Origin of the sequence: Rubinisphaera margarita (genome assembly GCF_022267515.1) — a bacterium.
GTDB lineage: Bacteria > Planctomycetota > Planctomycetia > Planctomycetales > Planctomycetaceae > Rubinisphaera > Rubinisphaera margarita.
In genome coordinates, this window is sequence record NZ_JAKFGB010000014.1 from 693,821 (window position 1) to 718,159 (window position 24,339).

The following is a 24,339-nucleotide window of genomic DNA, read 5'->3' on the forward strand; positions in this document are numbered from 1 at the left end:
GCGTTTCCTGCGGGAAGAATATTCCTCCGACAGGGTGGCACAGACATTCCTGTCTGTGCGTCGTTTGCTCTCTTAACTCAACTTCATCCGCCACCGCGTCTTGTTTCCACAGCCAGGAATGTCAGTGCTACTGGTCGTTTTGACAGCCAGGAATTTCTGTGCCGCTGGCTGAAGTTGACGGACGTGCTTCTCAATTCACTTGATCACGGCAGCCCGTGCCATTTGCGGACCAGCCATTCGGCGGTGACGATTGTCACCATCATCACAAACAGCAGCCAATGATTCCAGAGGGGAAAGTCCTGTTTCTGTTCGAGTGTCCGCCACTCCGGATTGAGCCGGTCGAGAAGTTCGTCGAGCTGATGCGGCAGAAAAACCGCTCCATTCGTCGCCGCGGCGAACTGTTCAAGCAGCGTTCTATCGGCCGACAACCGATTCGTTTCACCATTCTGTCGCGGCGTGACGAACAGCGTCGCTTCAATCGGAGCAGGGCCGAGCGGCACGTCTTTGGCCGCCAGTCGCAGCCGATATTCGCCGACCGGCAACGGGGGAACTTTCGCTTCCTGAAGCATTGGCTCGGTTTCGACCCGATCCAACGGAAACCGCATAATAGGAACGAGTTGATCGACATCCCGCGGGTACACTTCGATTTCCGTGCGAACTTCTTCGGGCAGATTTTGGTGCATCGCCTGCGACCAGCGGGCCCGAATCATCGTCTCATCGCCTTCTTCAATCTCCGTCGATTCCAGAGCCAGCCGGACGTCATCGGAACCGGCTGACGACCGCATCTCCGCGGCCCAGCGGGAGAGCTGTCCCCAGAAGCGATAGTGATCTTTATCGCCACGCCGCAATCGCCACCGCCATGTGCTGTCGATGCCGAGCCACATCACGCGGCCCAGCCCATAATTCTGCGCGACGACAGTGCCGGCCGGCCGGGTCGATGTCGAGGCGATCGTGGCTCCGACCGGAGACGCCAGGACGACCGCGGCTGGTTTGGGATCGCCGACGTAACCCTGGAAATGCCCGGGCAGGTTTCGCCAGGCGGCGATGTTCGCATCGTGTTCCGTTTCCAGCTTCATCGCCGGATGAAGCCCCCCCTGCGGAGTCAACTGCAGATGAAACCCACGTTGAATGGGATCACTAAGATTTTCATTGTCGATGGCTTCGATGCGTCGTGTATGCGTAATCGGCATCAACTTGGAGAGAATCGGATTCTGCATGATCCCCGAGAAGTGCCGTTTGCCAGTGTAGACGACCAGCGTGCCGCCCTGTTCGCCAACGAACCGTTCAAGCCGTTCCCAGGTCTGGGCGTCGACCGCCTTCGGATCGGCATCGCCCCAGATGACCAGATCAACGCCTTCAAACGGCCCGGACGATGTCCGCGAGTTGGGAAGAGCCGTATCGAAGAACGAGGTCGGTAGCAGACCGAGGTACGGCTGCTCGAACAGCACGGAATCGAGCTCGACGCGATCATCCCGTTCGTAGGCGGCATCGATGAAACGAAACTCCCAGCTCGCTTCCCCGCCCACAAGCAGAACATGCGTGCTGTCGTCGATCACGTTGACGGCGAACTCCTGCTGATTGTTATCGAGCTGAAGTTCGCCCTGTTCGCTGTCCCGTTTCACGGTCGAGCCGTCGGCCGGGCTGATGTCGACAATAAACCGCTGCCGGCCCGGCGTGTTGAGCGGCAGGCTGAATTCGACATCCTCGTAGCGATCATCGACATCGATGTTCTTCGTCAGTCGATTGCCATTGGAAACATCGGTCAGCGACACGGTGACCGGTTTCCCTTCGTAGCCGTGTGTGGTGGCCCGGATTTGAATCAGGGGCTGGTCATTCTGGTAGACCGATTCGGGATGATTAATCGATTCAATTGCCAGATCGACCGGCTGCGAAGTCGAACCGGCCAGAATGCTGTAAACCGGTCGCGATTGTCCGGCGAGACGATTCAACTGAGCCTGCGGCTTCTGCGGAGACGTGTCGACGCCATCGGAAATGATGACCGCCGCGGCAACGTTCTCGCGGGCCGCGACTTCTTCAATCAGCGAAGTGAACGAAGTACTTGCCGAAGTCAGTCCGTCGGACAGCACATCGCGGGATCCCGTCAGATCTTCTCCGCTGGCCCGTTTAATATCTTTGCTGAAGAGCAGCAGTTCGACGTCGGCCACCTCGCTGAGGCGATCGAGCAGACCGATGTTGGGAGCCGAAAGTAGCTGCCGGGCCAGATCAAAGCGGCTCAGCGTTTCCCAGCTCGCCATCAGGTCGGAGGCGTCGTCCTCCAGTGGCTGCACCGCTTGTTCTCCGGAATCATCCCCGTTAGTTTCGTCCGGGACTTCCTCAGCCCGGGCGGCGTTTTCCTTGAGCAACTCGGCTCGGATCATGCCGAGCCCTGCGGCCCACTGTTTACGCTCCTGTTCGCTGGCCTGCTCATCGACCAGATCCATGCTTTGCGAGACATCGAGAGCGATGAGGATGGAGTTGTCCTGCCTGGACTTCGTTGTCCAGCTGAGTGTCGGCTGCAAAGCCATGAATAACAGCACGACCAACAGCAGAATTCGCAGCGAAAGCAGCGACCAGCCGATCGGCCCGGACACGAGACGACGTTCGTAGCGGTACAGCCAGATGACCAGACCGACAGCCACGGCGAAACAGAGGACGACCAGAAACGTCCATCCGTACGATTCAAGGCCGAGATAGGTCAGTCGCTGGGCGGTCATACAGGCTTGGTGTGAAAGAGAATGAGTCTGAAACGAAGCGAAATCCCGGACGTGTGCAGCGAGCAACGGAATGGCCGGGAAGATTGGTCCGTCCGTTCATTATGACGTTTTCCGGACCAAATAGCATCAAATTTGACCGAAAGATGCGTTTTGCCGGGCAGATGTGTGCAAAACGCCGTCTCGCCCGACAGGATGGCCCGGACGGGCTCGTCCGGGTGACGAAGTCCCGGGAGGCCGCTGTTCATCGGCCAATCAGACGCACGCGTCGGAACCGTCCGTTCTCCTGTGAGATTCTCTCGGCAGTGCCTCTCAAGGGCCATCTATTCAACGGACACTGCTTTCCTTAACGCCGAGGTCGCGAAGATCAGCGGGTACAGCTTCTCGTAATACCAGAGCTTGGCGAAATAAAAACCGATCGGCGTGGCATGGTCGATAGTGCCTGTTTCCGCTCGTTCCGCCAGCCAGTCGACACCCCGTTGAATTGCCGTGGCATCGGCGCGACACGGGATCAGAGCGTCCAGCGCGAGGGCCGTCTCTTCGACCGACGATTCGATCCCGCCTGCGCCGCCCCAGCCGCCATCGGCGTTCTGGATGGATAACAGAAACGCAACGCCTTGTTGGAGACGCTGTTTTCGCTCTCGATTCTCCTCGAGACTTGCGTAAGCGAGCAAGACTCGTGAGGTTCCGTAGAGCGGGTTTTCGTCGTCCTGGGCGTACTGATTGCCGAACCACAGCGGCAGCCAGGCTCCGTCCTTTCGCTGGCGACGGTCAAGAAAGCGGTATCCCTTTTCAATCGCCTCGCCCGCCTCCGGCTTCACCGTCTGCAGCGCACGCAGAACGTGGGCGGTGATGTCCGGCGAACTGCGATCGAATGGCAGTCTGCCCCAGCCGCGACAGAACGTCGGCCAGCCGCCATCACTGTTCTGCAGAGACAACAACCAGCCGCTGGCCGCTTCACACGCTTCGTCGATGCGCCGTCGCTCATTTGCGGAAACGCGATCCCTCAAACGCTGCACCGCCAGAATGGCTCCCGGCGTGTCGTCGGCATCGGGGACGCCGCCCGGCAGATCGGTCCAGGCCCAGCCGCCGGGATCGGCATTCGTGTAAGGATGCACTTCGCGATACTGCTGACCGATCAGCCAGTCGAGCACGGGCCGCACATCGCTTTCCGGCAGATGATCGTCGAGGGCATTGACACTGAGCGTGGTTGTCCAGGTTGCCAGATTTGTATCAATCGGCCAGCTGCCGTCGGGACGCACGGAGTCAATCAGAAATCGTACCGCTTCGGGAACAACGGGGTGCTGATGCTCGCCGGCCGCCATCAGGGCCATGGTGACGAAGCTGGTCAACGGCGTCGCTTCCAGATACCCGCCGGTCGTTGGCTGGATCCGCTGGAGTACGCTCAATGCTTTGCGTTTTACAGCGGTTCTCAGCCACCGAAGCGGAAGGAACCAGGTCGGCATTTGCCGATGACGCGCCAGGCCAATGGCGATGAGCGCCGGGAGGGCATAGCTGACCACCGGCAGATTCACCCGCTTGTACCAGTCAGCCGGGAGACAGGCCAGTTCGAACGGCAGCTGATTGACTTCACGCCAGTGGACCTGCTCCCCCAGTGCGCCCTGCATCAAAATCGGAACCGAGAACGTTCGATCGCTTCCATAGCGTTCGCGAATCGCTTTCACGCCGCCAATACGGGCGATGTAGGCATCGGTGTCCGCGAGGGAGTCGGTCTCGATGGCCCAGTCCACCATCGTGGAGTTCAACGCGGCCGCGAAAACACTGCGGACGAGCATCGTCGTCGAGATGTTGCTCAGACTCTTCTGCGTATCGCCCCAGCCACCGTCTTCGTTGCGAGCAACGACGAGCCAGTCGAGACCGCCGAGAATTAACGGCCGAATCTCTGCGACTCGGGAAGGAACCGCGTTCTGTTCCAGAACCTTCAGCAGCGCCATGACAGCCGTGGCGGTCGAGAGAGCAGACGTCGACAACTCGCCTTCCCAGTATCCGGTGGAAGTTCGTTCCGCGAGCAAACGGTCGCGACAAATCTCGAACGCAGCCTGGGCGCGGTCGTGGTCTTGTGTTGTCGTTACAGTCGCGTCACTCACAGCGGCATGTCGTCCAGGCTGTCGATCAGGTCATCGAGATGGTCTCGCGGCTGATCGGACCTGTGTTCCTGTCGTTTGCGGAGTCCGACTGCCGTGCCGACCGCATCGCGCCCATCGGCGACCAGTTCCCGATCGCGTTCGCGGACGGCGATGTCGATCGAGTTCTCCGAGCCGAACAGCTTCGACAGGTCAATCTTGAAGCCGGCCACTTCACCGGGGGCTCCGGCGATGGCGGGGGTTTTGTGCCCGGGGAAGATGATGGCATTCTCAGGACAGACGCGACTGCAGGCCGGACAACCCTTCTTGCAGTTGTCCTGCGTCTCGACATGAATGAAGTCGCCGTCGTTCACGCCGTAAACACCGAACAGGCAGAAGTCGATGCACTCCAGACAGTTCGTGCAGCGTTCGTAATCGATCACCGGATACCAGCGGCGTTTCGTCGGTTCCGGCTCCGTCGCCGCGGCCGCCTTTTGCTCGCCGTTGGTTCCATTGTTGCCCGTCGCACTCTCGGGCGTTCGCAGGTATCGCTCCAACTGCTCCGGCTTCGGGCTTCCCTGAATCCAGCTCATCAGATCAACCGTCTGGACCGACTTCTCACTGGCGATGCGTTTGATCTCGTTGAAGTAGTCATCGACCGAGTTGCTGACCCGCATGTCGATGCAGTAGACCTTTCTCTGGGCGACTTTCCCAAGACCGATTCCGCGATCCGGAGAAGGTTCTTCTTCGAGCTCTTCATCGTCCTCGTCGACTTCTTCTTCGAGCAGCGTCTGACCTTCCAGCCCGGAGATGCCCTGTCGATGCAGAATCCAGCGCGTCGGACGTGGGTAGAGCCAGCTGAGGACAACGAGATCTCCCGGGACGCCGCGGAGGAAGATCAGCCCGGTGTGGTCGGCATGCATGTCGTACAGATGCGGCACGACAGCCACTTCGACCGAGCCGTCCATCATCAACCGGGCGGCAAGAGTCTCTTCAAGATCGCGATACTGCGGATTCTTACTCTGTGACTGTGAGATGACGACAGTCAGTTTTTTTCCAGCCATGGCGGTATCTCAATCGTGCGGAAGCAAAGTCGGAGGAGGGAGCATGCGGGTGGCGACAGCTCGGCGCACACTCTCTCCAGAGTAAGCGGTCTGCCTGCAAGATTCTACCATCAACCCCCGGGAATGTTTCGCGGATGGGGGTGGTCACCACTTGGGAAACGCAAAAGGATGGCTCCAGACGCATGCGTCTGAGTGGCGAGTGACGCGGGATTTATTGCTCAAAGAGTTTGGGTACAGATGGGGGAGTAGCCTATGCATCTCTCATGGTCACGCACATCATGTCCCTCCGCCCCTTGAGGGGAGGACTGAAAATTCTCGCTGCGAAACGCAGCAGGCCCGAAGGGCGGATGAGGGGGCGATCAACCTGCGATGCTCCATACAAATGAGAATCAACGTCCCGCGGAGCTTGTCGATCACCGAACACTAAACTCACCGCTGATCAACCGGCAGGGGTGGCCCCGAAAGATTCTTTCGGGGCGGCGAAGCCGGGGGAGAACTTTTATATCACGTCGAATTAACAGGTGATGGATTCCTGGGACGGCAGAGGGAAAGCTGTAAGTTGAGGCCCGCGGCTGGGGCATCTTCCAACGGCTTCGCCGCCCTGATAGCTGTGCCACCCCGAACGCGAACGAGAACTTCGCAGTTTATCAGCCGCTTCTTGTCGCTGCCGCGACTCAGACGCGCACGTCTGAGCCATCCCGTCTTTCTGGAGAGCTACGGCCCAGGCCACTCCATTTCAGTGAATCTGGCCTTTGATCACCCGCTGAGTTTCTTCCCATTTGCTGTCCAGGTGGGCGATGTATTCCTCCGCGGACTGCAGCGGGGCATCGGTTTTCAGGGAGAACAACCAGCCGGCTTCGTAGCAGTCGCTGTTGATCAGGGAGGGATCGTTGAGCAGCTCTTCGTTGAACTGAATATCGGTGCCGTCGACGGGAGAAGTCAGATGCGAAACCGCCTTGGAGCTCTCGATTTCGCCGATGTTCTGCCCTTTGGTCACCGGGGAGCCATCGTCGATTTCCCAGTCGAGGAAATAGACATCCTGCAGAAGTCGGACGGCATAGGCGGTGAAACCAGCGCGAAAGCGATCGCCATCGGCCTGAAGCCACATATGGTTGGTCGAGTACTGCCGATCCGTGCGGATCTTCGCCTCGTACGTGCCCATCATGAATACCGGATCGCCGTCGCTCACACTTTCTCCTGCCGTTCGGAAACTTCGCAGAGATCAATAGAGCAGACTCAATGCTCCGGTACAACTCAGCCTGAGGACGGACACGCCCGATCTTCCGAACGGGATCTACTGAACAAGTTCTTCGAAGGAAGCCTGTTGGACCGATGACGGCTGCGAAGCCGGCTGCTGAGCGGTAGCCGATCCGGACATCTGGCCAGGATTCTGGTCCGGGAACATGCGGATGGACGTGACTACCCGTTTCTGCTGTTCGAACTGCAGTCCGCCAGCCTGGACGGTCATGTTGAGCAGGTGATCGATCCGTGACTCCAGCGGCAGTCCCGTCTTGCGGTCGATGGTGCAACTGCCATTGGAATGACCATCACGGACCTGCAGCGAAACCTGAGACGAGCCGGCGCCTGTGGTTGCGGAAGCGGGGGAGACATCCCCGAGAATCTCAACCTTGGCGTATTCCTGATTGAGATCGCGCAGGGTGTAGGTGTTCTTCACCGACATCTGGACCGGATCGTTGTAGTGGCGGGATTTCGTCCAGTTGCCCCCGAGTCGGACAACAGCCGAGCCATCCGGAGAGCTGGGATCGTACGGCAGCAGCCCGATGGTATCGTCCACAAAATTGGCGATGCCGTCCTGTCCCGAGTGTTGCGCGAGAATTCGAGCCGTGCGCTCCGCCTGATCAGACGGCACCTGCGCGAGACACTTTTGCACGAACTGCTGGAAATCGACGACGTCTGTGATTTTGTTATCCGGGCCGACCCAGAAGGAGAATCCGTTGTCGATCATGCCCTGATAAACGAGTACGGAATCGGGGATGTTCAGTGCGGGTTGGTCAGAATCGTAACGGACCAGTTGACCAGTCAGATCACTCTCGTACTGGACGCGGTTGTATCGGACCGAGAATCGTTTCTTCTGATCGCGAATCTCTTCGACAGTAACCGCCATGTCGAGTTCGACATACTCGCGGTTCTGCGTGGAACCCTGCATCGACTTTTGGGTCAGGACTTTCTCAACGACTTTGCGCAGAGGGAATCGATCGCCCTCCTGCAGATTCACGCCGAGCCGCGCTTTGGATTCGGCCTGACCGTCGGCGGAATTACTCTCGCCGTTCTCATCGAGCGTGAACCAGGATTCGTCGAGGACTTCGCTGGAGTCCTTCGATTCCGAGCTGCATCCTGGCAGTAACAACAGACACACGGCGAGTATCAGCACCAGGCCCCGCAGACAATGCACGAGTGCGGGAATGAACAGATACGGAATCTTCAGGAGCATTGCGCCCTCCGTGGCCAATGTAGAATCGAACGCTGCAATAAGATCGCCGGATCCGATCCCGACCGGCCCGCACAATATAAACCAGCGAGCCGATTTCCGAAAAGAGCGCTTCCAGCCGGGCAATTCCTGCAGAGCCCCGCTTGGGTGACAAGCAGGGGAACAGCTCTTAAGATGATCCATCAACGCGTTCTGTTCTGTTGCTCAGTGAGGTGCTCCATCGTGAATGTCCCCCGTCTGCTTCTTCTCTCGGTTTTCGCGCTCTTCGTTGCATTGCCTGTCGAGAATGGTTTCGCCGCCGACCGGCCGAATTTCGTCATCATCTTCACCGATGATAAGTAACTCCAAGCTCCCTCAACGGTGGAGAACTGCCAGAAATGTAGTGGATATTCCAATTTCATGTGAGTACCGAATTGCTGGAGATTCATCCCAATTCAGTGGCATTCAGGCCGATTTACTACATTTTGCTACACAAGATTTGATGTCAGGATGTGGGAGCCTGCTCGGTAGAGTGGATCAGCCATATAGCCATGCTCCAGCATTCGTGCATCTGCGTCGCGATCTGCCTTGCTGCGCAATTCTGACAGCTGCGGTTGCGGCGCGGCCGATCGATGCATTTGCAGCCCTGTCAAAATTGAGGCCGTCTTCGTATGATGCAGTCCACAAATGTATGCCACTTCGCTTTACGCCATCACGGATTGAGCCATTGATGTTCTCCGAGAGCAATTCACTTCAGCTTCGCGCCGAGTTCTTTACGATCGGCTGTATTCTCCTGTTTTCATTCCTCCTGAACAGTTGGAACAATGATTTTCCGCTCGGCTATCACGGCGATGAGCCCAAGAAAGCCAGATTCATCCTGGATGGCACTCAGGATTACCATCACCCGATTCTAATTCTGCAGTTGTCCCGTATCGGTAACGCCATCTTGGGCTTTGAGGAAGAGAGCGGCGCGGTTCTAATCGGCCGGTTCGTCTCGGCGTTGGCTGGCACCGCGATCGTCTGGTTCACGTATCTTTTGGCCCTCCGATGTTTGCCTGGCCGATGGTCTCTGCTCGCTGCATTGCTTACAGCAACGTCTCCGATTCTGGTAATTCACGCGCACTACCTGAAAGAAGACATTCTTTTCACGGCCTGTGCTCTCGCGTCGGTACTGGCATGGTTGCGATTCTGGCAGAACGTTCCCATGCTTCCCAGCATTTGTCTTGCAGGGCTGGCGATGGGCCTGTCCATGTCGGCTCACTACAAGTCCGTGTTATTGTGGCCTCTGGCACTCGCGATTCCTTTCTTCGACGGTTCATCATTGCGTGCAATACTCACACGTCTGCCGGCCTTGGCTGGAATTTTCTTCCTGTCTGAATTCGTATTCTTCAGCGTGAATTATCCCATTTTGATTGATCCCGACATTTTTCTATCGGGATTGAACCATGAATATACCCACGCTGCGTTTGGACACTCGCTGCATATCAGTGCTTTAGACTATTACTTTCTGTTTCACTTGCGTTTCAGCCTTATTCCAGGGCTGACCCTGCCAATCGTGGTTCTGGCGATCGTGGGACTCCTGTGGATCTTGGGGAGTTGGAAGACAGTGTCGGTCACCGCACGCATACTGGTTACGTACGCGGTCGTTTATTATGTCGTTCCAGAATTGGTGCCCTCAAAGCCAGCGCCAGATTTCGCGCGATACGTCCTCCAGGTGGCACCCGCCCTGATCGTGCTAGCCGTAATCGGCATGGAACGACTGGCTGTGACAATGGTGCCTCACATTTTCAAACCGGCTTATCTGGTCCTGATCGGAGTATGCGTTGCGTGGCCTGCGTTTCTCAGCGTGGCACTGGACCATCATCTGGCGAGCGATACGCGGCAGGTGGCTCAGGAGTGGATTAACGAACGCGACGAGAAAGCCATCTATGAACACTACGCCCACGAAAGCTGGGACTGCGTTTCTCTAGCCGATCTCGATCTCGCTCAGGTGCGCAGCAGCGGCGTGAGATATCTTGTGGCGAGCGATTTCCGGTACGAACGCTACTTCCGAGGCGTGAAAATGGAAGGCCAGAGCGATCTCGTGCACGACCGACATCGCGCCTACGAGCACCTTTTTCAGGGGACAGTGCAGATCATCAGGCCGGCATTCCGCAGTTATGCCTTCAGCAATCCGACGATCCGGATCATTGACCTCGACAAGCTTCCGCCACTTGCCATCAGTCAACGGGGAGAGTAGGCATGACTCTACCACTGAAAAAGCACTGGCAGATGATCGCATTCTGGGCCTTGTTGTTGACCCACACAGGGCTTCTTGCTTACTCAGCTGCGGTTCACAGTCCGAACGCCAATGAGCCTGCCCATCTGGCGGCGGGAGTCAGTCACTGGGAGTTCGGCCGCTTTGAACTCTATCGCGTGAACCCTCCGTTAGTGCGGATGGTTGCTGCGATCCCAACTGTCTTGCTCGGCTACGAAGAGGACTGGTCTTCTTACAACGACTATCCCGGCTCACGATGTGTGTTCTACGTCGGCCCCGACTTCATGTGGGCCAATGGATACCGTTCGCTCTGGCTGACCACCTATGGTCGCTGGGCCTGTATTCCATTTTGTCTGGTGGGAATCTGTGTTTGCTATCGCTGGTCCCGCGAACTGTACGGCCCGATGGCTGGGTTGCTCTCCATGTCTCTTTGGGCTTTCTCACCGAGCATGATCGCGCATGGCAGTTTTTTTACGCCGGATGCCCATGCGGCCTCAATGGGCTTACTTGCCGCTTATCTTTTCTGGAAATGGCTCAAAGAGCCGGACTGGTTTCATGCAGTCCTGGCGGGGACCGGCGTCGGACTTGCGCTGGCGACGAAGTCAACTTGGATCGTTCTGCTAGGTCTATGGCCGGCACTGTGGCTGGTGTGGAGGCTATTCCGACGACAGCAGGAAAACGCAACCGAAGGACACAGTCGTCCTCCCGTCATTCAACTGATCCTGTTGCTGCTGATCGGGCTCAATGTCCTCCACTTGGCCTATTTTTATGAAGGAAGCTTTCCGCGGCTCGGCAGTTTTGAGTTCGTAAGCCACTCTCTGAAGGGAAATGAGGAGGAGGGCGTCGGGAATCGTTTTCGGGGTACATGGCTGGAGCATCTCCCGCTGCCGTTGCCTCGTGAGTTTGTGGCGGGCATCGACGTTCAGAAACATGACCTCGATCGCCCGCGTCAGACGTATTTCCGCGGACGACTCCACGATCACGGCTTCTGGTATTACTACCTCTATGCAATCGCGATCAAAGTACCGATCGGCACTCAGCTATTATGGCTAGCCGCACTTATAGCGTTCGTCACAGGATGCCACGGCCGGAACTTTTGTGATGAAATGATTCTGTTCATCCCCGTGGCCATCATCATGGTACTAGTGAGTTCTCAGACGAATTACAACGCACACTTGCGATACGTTCTGGGAGCCTTCCCGTTTCTTTTTGTCCTGGCAGGCCGGTTGTCTCAGAGAGAAGGATTTTCTGTCCATCTCAGACGGTGGGCAGTCGGCGGATGTTTGGTGTGGACGGTAGGGTCGACATTGCTCTGCTACCCTCATTGCCTATCTTATTTCAACGAGACGATCGGAGGCTCACGGAACGGATACAAGCATCTCGCGAACAGCAATCTGGACTGGGGGCAGGACTTACTATTTCTAAGTTGGTGGCTCGAAGAAAAGGGCCACTCAGAAAAGATTGAACTTGTCTATTACGGGCTGTTCGATCCGGCGATCGTGGGCATCGATTACGAAAACCCAGCGATCGTTCGGTCCGACGTGAGACTAGTGGACCGAGAGCAACAACGTCGGTTGGGATTCGTGAGTTCTAACTTCAGGGCAGGTATGGAGTTTTTCCAATGGAACGGCACCGGTAAAGCCACAGATTTCGCTGGCTATGACGCGGAAGACGTGCGACTCCATTCAATTCGGTCGATCATGTCATTTGACCGGCAGACCGATCTAAAGAGAGCAAGTCAGAAGGTGGCGAAATAATCGAATCGCATTCGAGATCATTCACGCAAACGAATCGATCCCTGTCAAGCCGATAATATTAAAATGGTAGCACTGACGACTTTTCAGAGAGCTCGAAGACATGAGCGTGTTACATACCCGTCGGACACTGGTCTGAAGGAAATGGCTCAGCCAGGCGAACGTCCGTTCGATCCGGCAGCGAAGATCATAGAAGCGTTGATCGCGGCAGTTGGGACGGCGAGCGTAATTTTTCGCTTCTCCGCCACCGGTGTGTGACAATGAAGCTAGGACCGTAAAGCCCGACACGGCGACAGAGGCACCGGGAATGGGCGGTCGTGTCCTAGGTTCTGTCCCTAAAGTCATTTGGCGAGCATTCGGAGGTATCTCTGGATGATCACTAGTTCTCTAATCCAGAGATACCTGATGGCTGTCTTTTCAAAGCGGGCAAACACGCAGCGGCTTTCCTTCAGGCAGCCAATGAGTCGCTCCACGATGTTACGTCTGCGATATTGCTCCTTTTCAAATTCCACTGCACGTTTCTTGCGTTCTTCATTTTTCTTCGAGGGGATCACTGGCATGATCTCGAGTTGCAAGAGCATCTGGTCGATCCAGTCGGCCCGTTACTCTTTGTCGCCGGCCAGGGCGAGGGGCCACGCGATGACTTTTCCCGCTCCGGTCGTCATCTCCGCATCAATGCCGTTGAGTCGCTCCACCACGGTGGTGTTCTCGTGAGCCTGGCCCGGACTGAGTTCAAAGTGGATCGGACACCCGGACACGTCGCAGACGAGATGGGTCTTCGTCGAAAAACCACCTCGCGAGCCGCCTGATGTGTGAGGGTTCTTCCGGCTCCGCTTTTTTCCCGCCCGCCGCACAGCGAGTCGCCCGGACGATGGTTCTGTCGACGCACCAAAGTTCGCTATTAATCCCCTGTTCATCCACGATTCGCTGCAGCAGTCGCCGTTTGACTTCGTCGCTCGTGCCATCGGAATTCCATTTGTCACAGTGGTTGTAAACGGTCTTCCACGGGCCAAATTCTTCAGGAAGATCACGCCATGGTGCCCCCGTGCGCAACCGCCATAAAATCGCATTCATCAATGTCGCGAGGATTCACGGGCGGTCGTCCTGTCGCAGCTGGTTTGGGAAACACCTCTGCGATCAACTCCCATTCTTCGTTCGTTAATTGATGTCGCGCCATCCCTGGTCTTTCCTGGATTTGACTCCGTTCACTTGCTCCTCGCCTTGATTCTCGCCGTTCTTCTCCAAACAGAAAAGAGCAGTTTAGGGACAGAGCCTAACACAACCTTGGCTCTCTACGTGAACAGAAATTTCCTGGGCAGAGCGATTGCTGTTGGCTGAATATCCGTTGTAAATAGGGGGACAATTTCCTGGAGGCCATCTGGAAAGGTGAATAGTTGCTCGGTGTTCTCGTGTAATTGCAAACTGGGTTCATTTGCCCACCGCATCTTGCTTTGCTCAACCGTCACTTCCAAGGCAGGGGTTAGTCCATCCTCGGCGACACGGTATATCACTTAAGCCTTACGTCGCTTTCTCCATTGCCAAAAGAGCAAAATAACACCTAGCGCCATAACGTTGACTCCGAGTAGTAGATAGGGTAACCCGGGATTCGAACTTGAGGTAAGGTCACTAGCCCTTCGATAAAAAGGAACTTTTGCAATGGTCGAGCCATCCCACTCGTACCGGTCTCGAGGATCGACATCATCCTTCAATAGAGACACTGGAGTTCCTATCGGAATGCCTAAGGCATTTAGTGAAAACATCTCCGGATCAATCGGCTCGTTCAGTGACAGGATCTCAATGTCGCAGTGCGACTCACTCTGCAACTGTCCATTATCGTAGCTCATGACAGAGTGCTTTTTCGGAACCCAAATGTCGGTTCCATCTAATAGAGTTACCTCAGTGTTCGACACCACTTTCGAGATCCACCCGTTTCCATAGTCGGTGGAACGCTCAACTCTCACAACTGACGGTCCACGATTTTCGTCAATGTAAACGCTGATTCGCTTTGGGGTGTCCTTCAACTCGAGTGAGTTATTTTGACCACTTTGTGTAAATGACAGGACTTGAACAGGATACCCATTAATCTCGTCCCGCGTCAAAGTGAAGTCACTTCGTCCTTCTCCACGTATGGTGGAATCGATAAAAAAGGCCCGGTCATCGTCGTAAATACCAAAGCCATTCATTCCTACTTTCCGCAGATCAATATAGTGATTATCCGATGTGAAAAACTCCTGAGGAGGGGACACGGAAACGACTACTGTATACTCGACCGCCGGTATGCTTGACCAGGTCACGGAAGCGTCGGGAGAATAAACTATATAGTCTGCCCCAACGTGTGGTTCCGCTTCTTCGGATTTTAATTTCTCAGTTATTGCTAGGTCAACTTTGTCAAAGCGAAAATAGTCGCCATCAAAGTATACCGTCGACTCGGTGGGTACCATTGGGGATGAGAGTTTATGTATATACCCAGACGAAGAGTATCGGACAACGCTCGAGTTAATCTTCTGCCGATTCAATAGAACGGCGGTTTCTAGCCTGTCTATTTCGTCAGTGGGGCCGGGGTGAATGTCATTGTTGACGTTTAGATTATCCATCGCAGAGATCGCTGAGGTTAGCGCAAGGTGACACGTGATAATTAGCTTTACCGTGATGTTGACTTTAGCCATGCGGCGCACTCATAACTATGTTCAGGTGGGGAATACGTGGGATCACATTTTAGGCGCGAAAGCCTAGTGCCGCGCAGTAAGCACTGCAGTCGGCTTCCACTCTTGTGAATACTTGATTGTCTACTGAGCGGAAAAGCGGCACCTTCACTTCAGTGAACTACAGTTGCCAAGGGTCTAGTAAAGGCACTGCTCCGCAGCCATAATCGGTTCTTTTGAAACAACAGGCTGGGCCCCAGGAACCCGTTGGCAATTGCCGCCTTCCGACGGGCCTGTCCACATGCATGCATATACGGTCGCGCAATTTGCGACTGAGACAGGGTGCTGCTTAGCCTCAGTCCGGGATCCGTTCTGAAACTCTGAGCCAAAAAGGTTCTGCTGCAAATTAGTTCGCTCGCTCTTCGTTCCGCAGAGTGACGAATCTCCAATATCGCCGCATGCTAAACGTGTGCACGTGGAGCGCTTGGGGACAGTGTTTGGACAACCAACGAGAATGGTTCCTGCATTTAAGGCTGCGAGCGTGGCCAGCAGGCATGCAACAGAGAAGAGGCGATGGGCCATGAGAAGATACCTTTCATAACGATGGGCAATAGTGTTAGGCATAGTGCAAGAGTGAATAATCGCCAACAAGAGCCGTTTGGCAGAAGCCCCAGTTAGGGATGCCATTATGACGGTGGCGACGGACGGTCTGAGGGGCGGATTGTGCCGAAAATCTGTAGTATAAGCACTTTGGAAGTTCGAGGGTTTCGTTCGGCATAGTAATGAATGTTGATTGTCGTATCGACTGGCCCTGGCTCGCCATTTGGGTTCCATTGGAGGGAAACATTCTTGGTCGAGTGTGGTGGGATGTGGGCTCGATCAAGATCAACCTGGGTACAATCGCACTGGACCAATACAACTTCATCGCTGTTGTTAACTAGGGTGAATGATACCAATGCGCCAGTGTCAGTGATGTCGCCCCCGTCGATCTTGTCAGGTATGGCGGTAAGCATGGGGGGCATCGAATGCGTAGCAACTCCGATTGCAAGAAATGTTGCCCCGGACAGGATTAACGTAGATGCAACGATTGAAGCACGAGTAACCATAACTATGCCCGCCTAGCGTGTTTCGCGATGCGACAATAGAAAACGATATAGAGTATGGGCGGAAGTGGGTCATTTGTCAACTGGTGGGGCACTGAAGGGGATGGAGTTCTGTTATCGCCGTGCCGCGAATTCCTTCGCTGGTAAGCTTGCAAGAGATGGTCGGGAAAGGCGGCACCCCTTCCGGGTATACAAGGTCATCTGTGGTGTGTTATATAACGTCATTTTTCTTTCGGACGGTAAGGCCGCAAAAAAGTAGTAGGAGCAGTGAGGCGTCCAGACCAAGGATCAACATTCCTGCAGTGCCAAGCGTTGAGGACGCAGTTAAAAAATACGCTATGTAGGTTAAAGCAGTGCCGAAGGCGTACGCACGAAGTGGCGTTCGTCCGATTGTTCTAAACGGAAGTGTGACACTGCTTAAGGATGTACTGTAGTGGTGGCAGATAGCTTTGGACACACAGTGCGTAGCATGAACGAGGAGGCATAGATGGAATAAGCGGAGTGGTCCAGCGTGAGTCTTACTATCCAGCCAAGACTGTACTGGGAGGTGGTGCGATAATATCCGAAGTGGAAAAGTCCTGTCAGTAAGCTGAAGATAGGCTATTATAGCGACGCAAGCTAAGGCGATTGGAGCTGTTAGTTGTCGATTGAGGCAAGGTGGCGGCGGTTTGATACGGCGCGCCGCTCCGAACCACATCGAAACGGCAAACAGAAATTGCCAAGCGAAGGGGTTAAAGAACCATCCATCATGGTCATGTATTGTAGGAAGATTGAACCCGGGATGAAGTGGCGGGATAACATAAATAATCGCGGATGCACAGAGTGCACGCCCGGGTCTGTGCAACATTATTCTAAGAAGTCCGAGCATCGGTGGCAATATAATGCAATACACCGCTAGGATCTGTAGGCAGAACGGCTGGAATTGCAACGTCAATGACGAGTATGCGAGACTCATGGTTGAGACGTTAGGTGAAATGCGTGCAGCGAGATGGATTAGTGTGTTGTTAGTCAGTCTGTGAACGGTAATGATACAGGCGGAAAGGAGTACATAGGTCGCGTAGATTTGCAGGGAGCGACGCAGGACACGTGCTAGCGAACAGTGGAAAGGTTCTCGAATCAAGCGGGTAGAGTAGATGTATCCAAAGGTGTAGCCGGATAGACTGATAAAGACTTCCGAGACATCCGAGTAGCCCCAAGCAATTGGAGTGCATGATAGGAAAATGTTTGTATCGTCTACCAGCCAGTCTATATGGTCAAGCATAACGATGATCAAAGCCAGTCCGCGGAAGAAATCGACGGATACCAACCTCCCCGATGGTGGTATCGGATGGTCAGATGCATTGTTTCGGAGAATTGTTTCCGGAATGCAAGGAACTATTGGGGGTTTATAAAAAAATAGCGTCATCTTTGACGCTGCGGCGGTGACGTCAGGATTATTCGGCATCGGTGACCACTCGGCATAATGGATTTGAACACCGCAGTGCTTCGTGCGGAATTCTTGTCGCTTCAGCGCCTATCATTCGGATCTCTAGAAGGTTGTAGAGCCCGGTCAATCGGTTCAGAGCCTCTGGTGTTACTGCCGTGCCCGAAAGATCCAGTTTCTGGAGGCTGAACATCTCGGCGAGGTGTTCCATTCCTTCGTCTGTGATCGATGTATTTGCCAGAAGGAGTTCTTTGACGTCTTTCAGTCCTGCAAGTTTTGAAAGTGTGCGATCCGTGATGGAGGTGTTGCTCAAATCCAGCATTTGGAGCCGGGGCAATGTGAGATATACGTCGCGGGATTCATCCGTGATCGCCGTTCCTTTGAGCTGAAGAGTGTGGAGGCTGATCAGGTGTTTGAAGACTGCCAGATCGTTGTCGTTGAAGGAAGTCTGCCCATTCAGCATGATCCCGAAGACGCCGTAGCCTGTTTGCGGGAGGTCTTTCAGCTGTCGGACTGTCTGGCCGGTTGCCCCGCTGCGAATAAAGAGCGTGCCTTTGTTCTTGAGCGTGCGAACGGCTGCTTCGCGAGTCGGAACAGGGTGGTTTTCCTTTGTACAACCGACGAGGACGCAAAATAGCCATAGAGTGATCAGGCACCCCGTCGTCTGCCATGAGTTGTTGAAGTGAAGCATCATGATCGTCGATTATGGCAATGAAAAGACAGGTTCGTTTTCGCCGGCGATGCTTCCCAGATATTCGAGAAGCTTGACGCTGGTCTGATTGCTGATAAAGCGGACGGAGCCATCGGCCATTGCGACTTGGCAACCGCCGGGGTGTTCGCTGCCGGGTTCTTCGAAATGGGCGCTGTTGGGGCCCTTGCACTGGTCACTACAAGTTGAGAAGTGTGTCGAAGCTGCACCCACGGCCCAGCCGTCACGGCTGCTGAGTTGCTCCGGGCCTTCGTCGAAACGCTGAAGTTCTCCCAGCATGATTGTGTTCGAGGTGCCATCGGTGATGTGCTGGAAGCCCGTCGCCCGGTTGACCCCGAAGACTCCCTTACAGGGGCCGCCACCGCGTCGGCCGTCAGACACCTGCCATGTTTCCTTGGAACCGCAATTGTGGTAGCCGTTACACCCGCCGAGGCATCCTCCATAGTCCGTGCCGCCCTTCTCCCACATTTCGAACATGATCGGGAGATCCTGTGGCCGCAATCCGCTACGACGGCTGGGGCAATAGAAGAAAGGGATATCCGTTTCGGCGACTGCTCGGTTGCCGATGACGCTGGTTGTGTAATCCCAACGGTCGTAGAGATCGCTTCTTTCGATATAGGGGAGGATCTGCAGCATCCAACTGCTTCCCTGCGAACCAGGCCCGGCAGCGGCATCCGCCCAGACGTCGATCGCGCCGTAGGATTCACTGCTCAAGCAGACCACGATTGGAACTTCATGGTCCAGTGCCACTCCTCCAGGCGGGAAGACGTTGTGGGCACTATGGTAATTGTGAAGAGCGATCCCGATTTGCCGGAGTTGACTGCCACACTGCGTCCGACGAGCAGATTCTCGAGCCTGCTGCACGGCTGGAAGCAAGAGGGCGATCAGAATCGAAACGATGCCGATCGTCGTCAGTAACTCCACGAGTGTGAATCCACTCTTGTAGAAGTATCGAAATTGATTGTGAACTCTTCGCATGTCTGACTTTGTCTCTGAGGAAGACCGTAATTTAGTCCGTTGCGCTTACCGTCTGATGCGATGCCCCCGGGCCGATGGCCTCGTTGGGAACAATCTCACACATCACGCGAAAACCATCACGAATGTTGCGTGCAAAGGGACTGCGACCCATGCGTTTGCCGGAGCGACAGTAGTACTCATTGCTTCCCCAGTTTCCTCCGCGCAAGGACCGCTGGTTTCCGGAAGGAGGACCGACGGGATCAATTCGAGGTTCGGCCGTATATGTCTTTTCGGAGAACCAGTCGAAACACCATTCCCGGATGTTGCCGTGCATATCACAGATCCCAAACGGGTTTGGAGGAAAAGAACCGACGGGAGCCGTGTTCGGGAAACCATCATTCCAGGGGGAAGCATCGGGAGCGTGCCCGACCATGTCGGGGTGCAAGGATTGGTCGGCGTGATTGTCCATGGGCTTGAAGGACCAGAGTCCTTCGCCAGTGTAGAACATCGAGTCGGTGCCGGCACGGCAAGCAAACTCCCATTCAGCTTCCGTTGGGAGTCGATATCGCCTGTTTTCGCGATTGCTGAGCCATTCGCAAAAGGCCATGGCATCTATCCAGCTCACGTTGACAACGGGGTGAGTGTCGTCCTGAAGAAACCCCGGCTGCTCCCAGGGGACTTCCGGGTTCTCGATCCATTCGCCCCTCCGGGCTTCGGCTTCGATTGTCTTCACCTCCACGCGAGTAGGGTCCAGTCTATAGTTGGCTTCCGCCACGAACTGACGAAACTGACCTAATGTCGTTTCATGAGCGGCCATCAGAAATGGTTGTGTGAGCGTTACGGAGTGCCGAGGGCGTTCGCGATCCTTCGAGGTGAACTCTTCTTCCCGTGCCCCCATCGTAAAGGTTCCCGACGGGATGACCGTCATCTGCATCCCAAGAGAGTTCTGATGCACGAACGGAATTTCAAGATGATTCGCCCACCGTTGTTGATGTTCGCTGGCTTCCTCGCGTTCAAAGGGTGCAATCGCTTGAGCAGGCATTGCTGCTTCAGACTCGACCTTCGCAGTCCAGTAGTACCCGAAGGCGTTGATCGTTCCGAACACGCCGGCGATGAAGGCAAACTTCACCGCCGCTGATCGTAGCCGTTGGGTAGTTGGAACCGGCTCACGCGCTGATCGCGACACCAGATTCGTGATTTCTTGAGTCATTGCGGTATCGGAATGTACTGGAACTGGTGTGAAGTATTATCGACGGCGCCCGAACTGGACGATCAAACCAACGGCCAGAACCCCGGCGCAAATGCCTCCAATCCACAGCCAGCTTGAGGAGGGGCCGGCATCGAGAGATTTGGGACTGAGTTCTGGAAGATCCTGCACATCCGCCGATGCCAGAACGGCCGTCTCACGGGTTGGCTCAAATGACTGAAACTCTTCAAGGGCGACATACCCATCGGCGTTCACGTCCATCGTCTTGAACAGCGCTTCTTCGTGAGGTAACGGAGCCGCTCCCACATCTTCGCGATACTCCTGAAGAGTGAGCCGTCGATCTCCGTCAAGATCTCGCGTTTCGACAATTATCTGGCTGTCAGGCTTCGCGATCCCGGTGGCTCGAAACTCGCTTAATGCCAGCGAGCCGTTCTTATCGGCGTCGAACCGCTCAAAGATTCGTCGTTCTCGCGCAGTTGGCTCCCGATCGAACTGGTCCACGAACTCTTCGAGAGTGAGTTGTTTGTCCTGATCTTTGTCGCGTACCTCAAACATCGTCTCAGGCGGCGGATTGGACGGGGGAGAGCGCTGGAACTCTGCAAGTGTAAGACGTTCATTGCCATCAAGATCAAACCGAGCGAATTCCCTATCAATTTCTGCGGGCAGGCGTGTCTTGAAGTAGGAACCGTACTCTTCTCGCGAGAGAAGCTCGTCCTCATTTTCATCCAGCCGACTGAGGACCTCCTCAGCGGTCTCTGGTCGCGGCTGGTAACCCGGACGGAGAAATGCGGCAGGAACTCCCCCTTGAGCGACAGGCCCAACGGTCGCACTCACCCGTCCCCCTTTCTGCAGAGACTGCTGCTGAAACTCGGCAAGTGTGAGGGAGTTGCTGTGGTCGACGTCGAGCTGCTGAAATTCCTTGTGGCCTTCGGCCATGGCTTGTTTGAGAGAGACTTCCGGCTTTCGAATGGAACCTCGCAGTGATGGATTCCAGAACTCCGCAAAGGTGAGTTGTCCATCGCGATTGGCATCGTGCTCTTCAAAGAGATGAGGAGAGCCGGGCGGAAGTGATTGCTTGAAAATCGGGTATTCGCCGTAGTCCAGCGTATTGTCGGCGTTCGTGTCGAGGTAAATGAAAAGCTCCTTCAATTCCTCAGCGACATCGCCCTTTTGTTCGCCGATGAACTCTTCCAGACTAACTGCTCCATCCTTATCCCAATCCACAAGATTGAAGACGTGTCCAATCATGCCTTTGCCGACTGGCGTGATCGCGAATTCCCCCTCATCCATGCTCCGACTGCGATCTTCGTCAAACCGACGGAACAAAGTTGAAATCAGGAAAGAATGCTGCGGAGGCATGAACAGTGCAAATTCTGACTCATCGAGCGAGCCGCTTTGATCCTGGTCTCGTCGTTTGAATTCACCAATCACGTGGACGCGAGCCAGACGAGTAATCTCAAACTCCTCTCGTGAAATCTTTTCGTCGCGATTGAGGTCCGCGAGAGGAAACTCCGACTCCAGTATCTCTCGTCTGAGTGCCTCGACACCGACACCATTGACCAACTCTTGCGCTGTCAGAAAGTAATCGGCATTTTTATCCTGAGCATAAAAATAAACGTGCCGGACGAAATAGGCGGGTTCGGGCAGCTCGATCTTCTCTCCGTATGCAGTAACCCACGGAGAGAGGATTTGAGAGCCAGGGTTGAACTCTCGCCATGTCAGGCAGCCATCCTGATTCTCATCCCTTGTCGCGAAAACGCTCTCCGCTTCCTCTTGCCATTCTTTCAGTCGATCCTCGGCACCGGGCAGCTTCCATGGTTCCCGATGTCGAAATTCCTCGACACTTAACCACCCCGATCCATCGGTGTCCAATTTGAGAAATTTGCTGACGATGGGACTCAGGTTCGCTCCGCCCACTGGAACGTGAATGTGAAGTGGAAACTCTTCGAGGGTTAACGTCTGATCCTGATTGGTGTCGAACACGTTGAAGTAATGCCTGAGCATCACAATGTGGTTCTGAACTGATGGGAAGCTGGCAACTTCCTCCCATTCAGTTCGGTCGTCGTCATTCGGGTCCACGAACGCATGCACGAGACTCGGTAGAAATGTGCGAGCTTCCGGAGTCGCGGCATATTCATGAATGGACAAAGATTGGTCTTGATCGGAGTCGAAGAAGCGAAATGAGATTTCCGCCGCCGTTCGGAAGCGATCGATATGAGGGCCGAGAAACTCATCACGACTCAACGTGTCGTCTGAATCCGTATCGAGTCCCTGGAAAGCCTGCCTCGGCGACGGACGAGCGACTTCAAGACTTTGAAATTCCTCGAAGGCCAGCTTCCCGTCCCGAGGTGACCTGTCGAAGTGATCAAACTGACTCCTTCGGTATCGGTGAGCAGGCTCTGCAAACTTGCTGAGATATTCTTCCGCCTCGACGCTGCCGCTGTTGTCAGTATCGTAAGCTTGAAAAATCTCCGCCGGCAGAGGCCCCAGCGCTACAGTGTTGCGAAACTCATCCAGGGAAATCGTGTTGCTCAGATCAAGGTCCAGACGCTCGAAATTATAAATCGCCTGCTTGAGCTCCAGACCTTCATAGAAGGCAAAGTACTCCTGATGGCTTAGTTGCTGGTCCGCGTTTCGATCGAATCCTTCGAATAGTCGATCGCGTGCCGGAGCAGCGAATGTGGAACGCTCAAACTCTTCCGGACTCCACTTGCTGTCGTCGTTGTGGTCGAACCAGCGAAACGCAGCAGTGGCAGAATCGTGGTTACTCTCCGCGACAGAAGACAGAAGTTCTTCGAGGTCGATCAACTTGTCTGCTGACTTGTCGTACCTGCGGAACTGAGCCGTCTGATTGAGCCTGAACTCGTCGAAACTGAGTGAGTCGGAAGCATCGAGGTCAAGAAAAGCGAACCAACCGTCTACAAACTCTGGGAAGTCACTGACTTCTCGTCGGCGAGCTTCGTCGGCAGGAAGGCTTCTACCGCGGAACTCATCCAGAGAGAGTGAGCCATCTTGGTTCTGCTCGAGCTGGCGAAACTCCGCGTCGAATTGCGGTTGGCGTTCGAGAGAACCGTGAATGATGTGCAGTCGCTCGATAAAGGGAAATTCGTCCTGCGAGAGAGCGTTGTTGTTGTTCTTGTCCAGCTCCTTGAAAAGTTCAAGTCGCTGTTCAGCCACGTGCCCATAAATCTGCGCAGTGAACTCCCGTTGTTCGATCTGACCGTCACGGTTGATGTCACTCACACTGGCGAACGGAGGAACGGCTCGCTGAGAGAGCAGTGAACCCTCGAACTCCTTGCCGCTGAGATGACCATCTGAATCTGCATCAGCCGCCGCAAAGATGGCGGCCATGACTAGTGATTCATGTGCATTGTCGGACGTTTGCAGTTCCTGAGTCGTCAAAAAACTGTCTTGATCAACATCGAAAAACGTAAAGAGGACGCTCGCAGGGGGACCAGCTTCTGGAGACTGAAAAAATTCGGATGGCGTCAGGTAAGCGTCCTGGTCCTTGTCGAGCCGAGCAAAGAAGGATTTGCCATCTTTGGAAGCCGTGTGAGACAGGAGATATTCGGCGAGAGAGATTCTGCCATCGTGATCCTTATCTCGAGCGACCAGGACTTTGTTCATCCGGATTCGCTGCTCGGTCGCCTCATCGGCGAGGGGTCTGGCTCCCGGCACATTCAACCACTTATCAGCAGAGACCCTCTCGCATTCAGCTCGAGTCAACACGCCATTCTGGTCGGTGTCGAGTTCACGGAAGACGCGATCGCAGGACGTCTGCCACAGCTTTAGCGAATCGGCGTCCCCGTTTTGAATCCCCACTGAACGATTCCGGAACTCTGCAAGGGTCAGGCCGCCATTTTCATCCTGGTCAAGAGCTTCGAATCCAATCCGACACTTCGTGGCGTTGGCCTGATGCGTCGTGTCATCCGCTGTTCCCTCGTGAAATCCACTCGTCAGTACAACGAAGAACAACAACCCCGAAAGAGTTGACGATCTT

16 protein-coding genes and 1 pseudogene are annotated in these 24,339 nt (G+C 55.1%); 2 read left to right on the forward strand and 15 right to left on the reverse strand.

Features of this window, described 5'->3' with window-relative positions:
- Positions 1-203 precede the first annotated feature (203 nt).
- The 5 genes from L1A08_RS15645 to L1A08_RS15665 all read right to left on the reverse strand — a co-directional run bounded on the left by L1A08_RS15645 (position 204) and on the right by L1A08_RS15665 (position 8,311).
- A complete protein-coding gene (locus tag L1A08_RS15645) occupies positions 204-2,714 on the reverse strand; it encodes a hypothetical protein (RefSeq protein WP_238757379.1) in 2,511 nt (836 codons plus the stop codon).
- Positions 2,715-3,034: 320 nt separating this feature from the next.
- On the reverse strand, positions 3,035-4,819 hold the full coding sequence (locus L1A08_RS15650; protein WP_238757380.1) for a prenyltransferase/squalene oxidase repeat-containing protein: 1,785 nt from the start codon (positions 4,817-4,819) through the stop codon (positions 3,035-3,037).
- Positions 4,816-5,859, reverse strand: coding sequence for an ATP-binding protein (locus L1A08_RS15655; protein ID WP_238757381.1), 1,044 nt, complete (start codon positions 5,857-5,859; stop codon positions 4,816-4,818). The genes L1A08_RS15650 and L1A08_RS15655 overlap by 4 nt, the downstream gene beginning before the upstream one ends.
- A 736-nt stretch (positions 5,860-6,595) precedes the next feature.
- On the reverse strand, positions 6,596-7,048 hold the full coding sequence (locus tag L1A08_RS15660; protein ID WP_238757382.1) for a glycine cleavage system protein H: 453 nt from the start codon (positions 7,046-7,048) through the stop codon (positions 6,596-6,598).
- A 105-nt stretch (positions 7,049-7,153) separates the two neighbouring features.
- Positions 7,154-8,311: a DUF6263 family protein gene (locus L1A08_RS15665; RefSeq protein WP_238757383.1), complete on the reverse strand. Its 1,158-nt coding sequence runs from the start codon at positions 8,309-8,311 to the stop codon at positions 7,154-7,156.
- 379 nt (positions 8,312-8,690) lie between these two features.
- Between L1A08_RS15665 and L1A08_RS15670 the strand changes: the two genes are divergently transcribed.
- On the forward strand, positions 8,691-10,526 hold the full coding sequence (locus L1A08_RS15670) for an ArnT family glycosyltransferase (RefSeq protein ID WP_238757384.1): 1,836 nt from the start codon (positions 8,691-8,693) through the stop codon (positions 10,524-10,526).
- A 2-nt stretch (positions 10,527-10,528) separates the two neighbouring features.
- Positions 10,529-12,301, forward strand: coding sequence for an ArnT family glycosyltransferase (locus tag L1A08_RS15675; protein WP_238757385.1), 1,773 nt, complete (start codon positions 10,529-10,531; stop codon positions 12,299-12,301).
- Between the two features lie 338 nt (positions 12,302-12,639).
- On the opposite strand, the gene L1A08_RS15680 is transcribed toward L1A08_RS15675, so the two are convergent.
- The 10 genes and pseudogenes from L1A08_RS15680 to L1A08_RS15710 form a co-directional block, all read right to left on the reverse strand.
- On the reverse strand, positions 12,640-12,879 hold the full coding sequence (locus L1A08_RS15680) for a transposase (protein WP_238757386.1): 240 nt from the start codon (positions 12,877-12,879) through the stop codon (positions 12,640-12,642).
- Between the two features lie 21 nt (positions 12,880-12,900).
- Positions 12,901-13,263: a transposase gene (locus tag L1A08_RS15685; protein ID WP_238757387.1), complete on the reverse strand. Its 363-nt coding sequence runs from the start codon at positions 13,261-13,263 to the stop codon at positions 12,901-12,903.
- A gap of 40 nt (positions 13,264-13,303) precedes the next feature.
- Positions 13,304-13,372: pseudogene (locus tag L1A08_RS23005) on the reverse strand (transposase); the annotation flags it as partial.
- Between the two features lie 437 nt (positions 13,373-13,809).
- On the reverse strand, positions 13,810-14,964 hold the full coding sequence (locus L1A08_RS15690) for a hypothetical protein (RefSeq protein WP_238757388.1): 1,155 nt from the start codon (positions 14,962-14,964) through the stop codon (positions 13,810-13,812).
- A 662-nt stretch (positions 14,965-15,626) separates the two neighbouring features.
- Complete coding sequence (locus tag L1A08_RS23010; RefSeq protein WP_390896898.1) at positions 15,627-16,046, reverse strand: DUF1573 domain-containing protein; 420 nt, start codon at positions 16,044-16,046, stop codon at positions 15,627-15,629.
- Positions 16,047-16,254: 208 nt separating this feature from the next.
- Entirely contained in the window at positions 16,255-17,487 is a 1,233-nt protein-coding gene (gene opgC / locus L1A08_RS23015) for an OpgC domain-containing protein (protein WP_390896899.1), read from the reverse strand.
- Positions 17,477-17,929, reverse strand: a complete 453-nt coding sequence (locus L1A08_RS15695; RefSeq protein ID WP_238757389.1) for a hypothetical protein — start codon at positions 17,927-17,929, stop codon at positions 17,477-17,479. The genes opgC and L1A08_RS15695 overlap by 11 nt, the downstream gene beginning before the upstream one ends.
- A gap of 240 nt (positions 17,930-18,169) precedes the next feature.
- Positions 18,170-19,153: a DUF1559 family PulG-like putative transporter gene (locus L1A08_RS15700; RefSeq protein WP_238757390.1), complete on the reverse strand. Its 984-nt coding sequence runs from the start codon at positions 19,151-19,153 to the stop codon at positions 18,170-18,172.
- A 31-nt stretch (positions 19,154-19,184) separates the two neighbouring features.
- Entirely contained in the window at positions 19,185-20,261 is a 1,077-nt protein-coding gene (locus tag L1A08_RS15705; protein WP_238757391.1) for a formylglycine-generating enzyme family protein, read from the reverse strand.
- A 117-nt stretch (positions 20,262-20,378) separates the two neighbouring features.
- Entirely contained in the window at positions 20,379-24,161 is a 3,783-nt protein-coding gene (locus L1A08_RS15710; protein WP_238757392.1) for an EF-hand domain-containing protein, read from the reverse strand.
- Positions 24,162-24,339 lie beyond the last annotated feature (178 nt).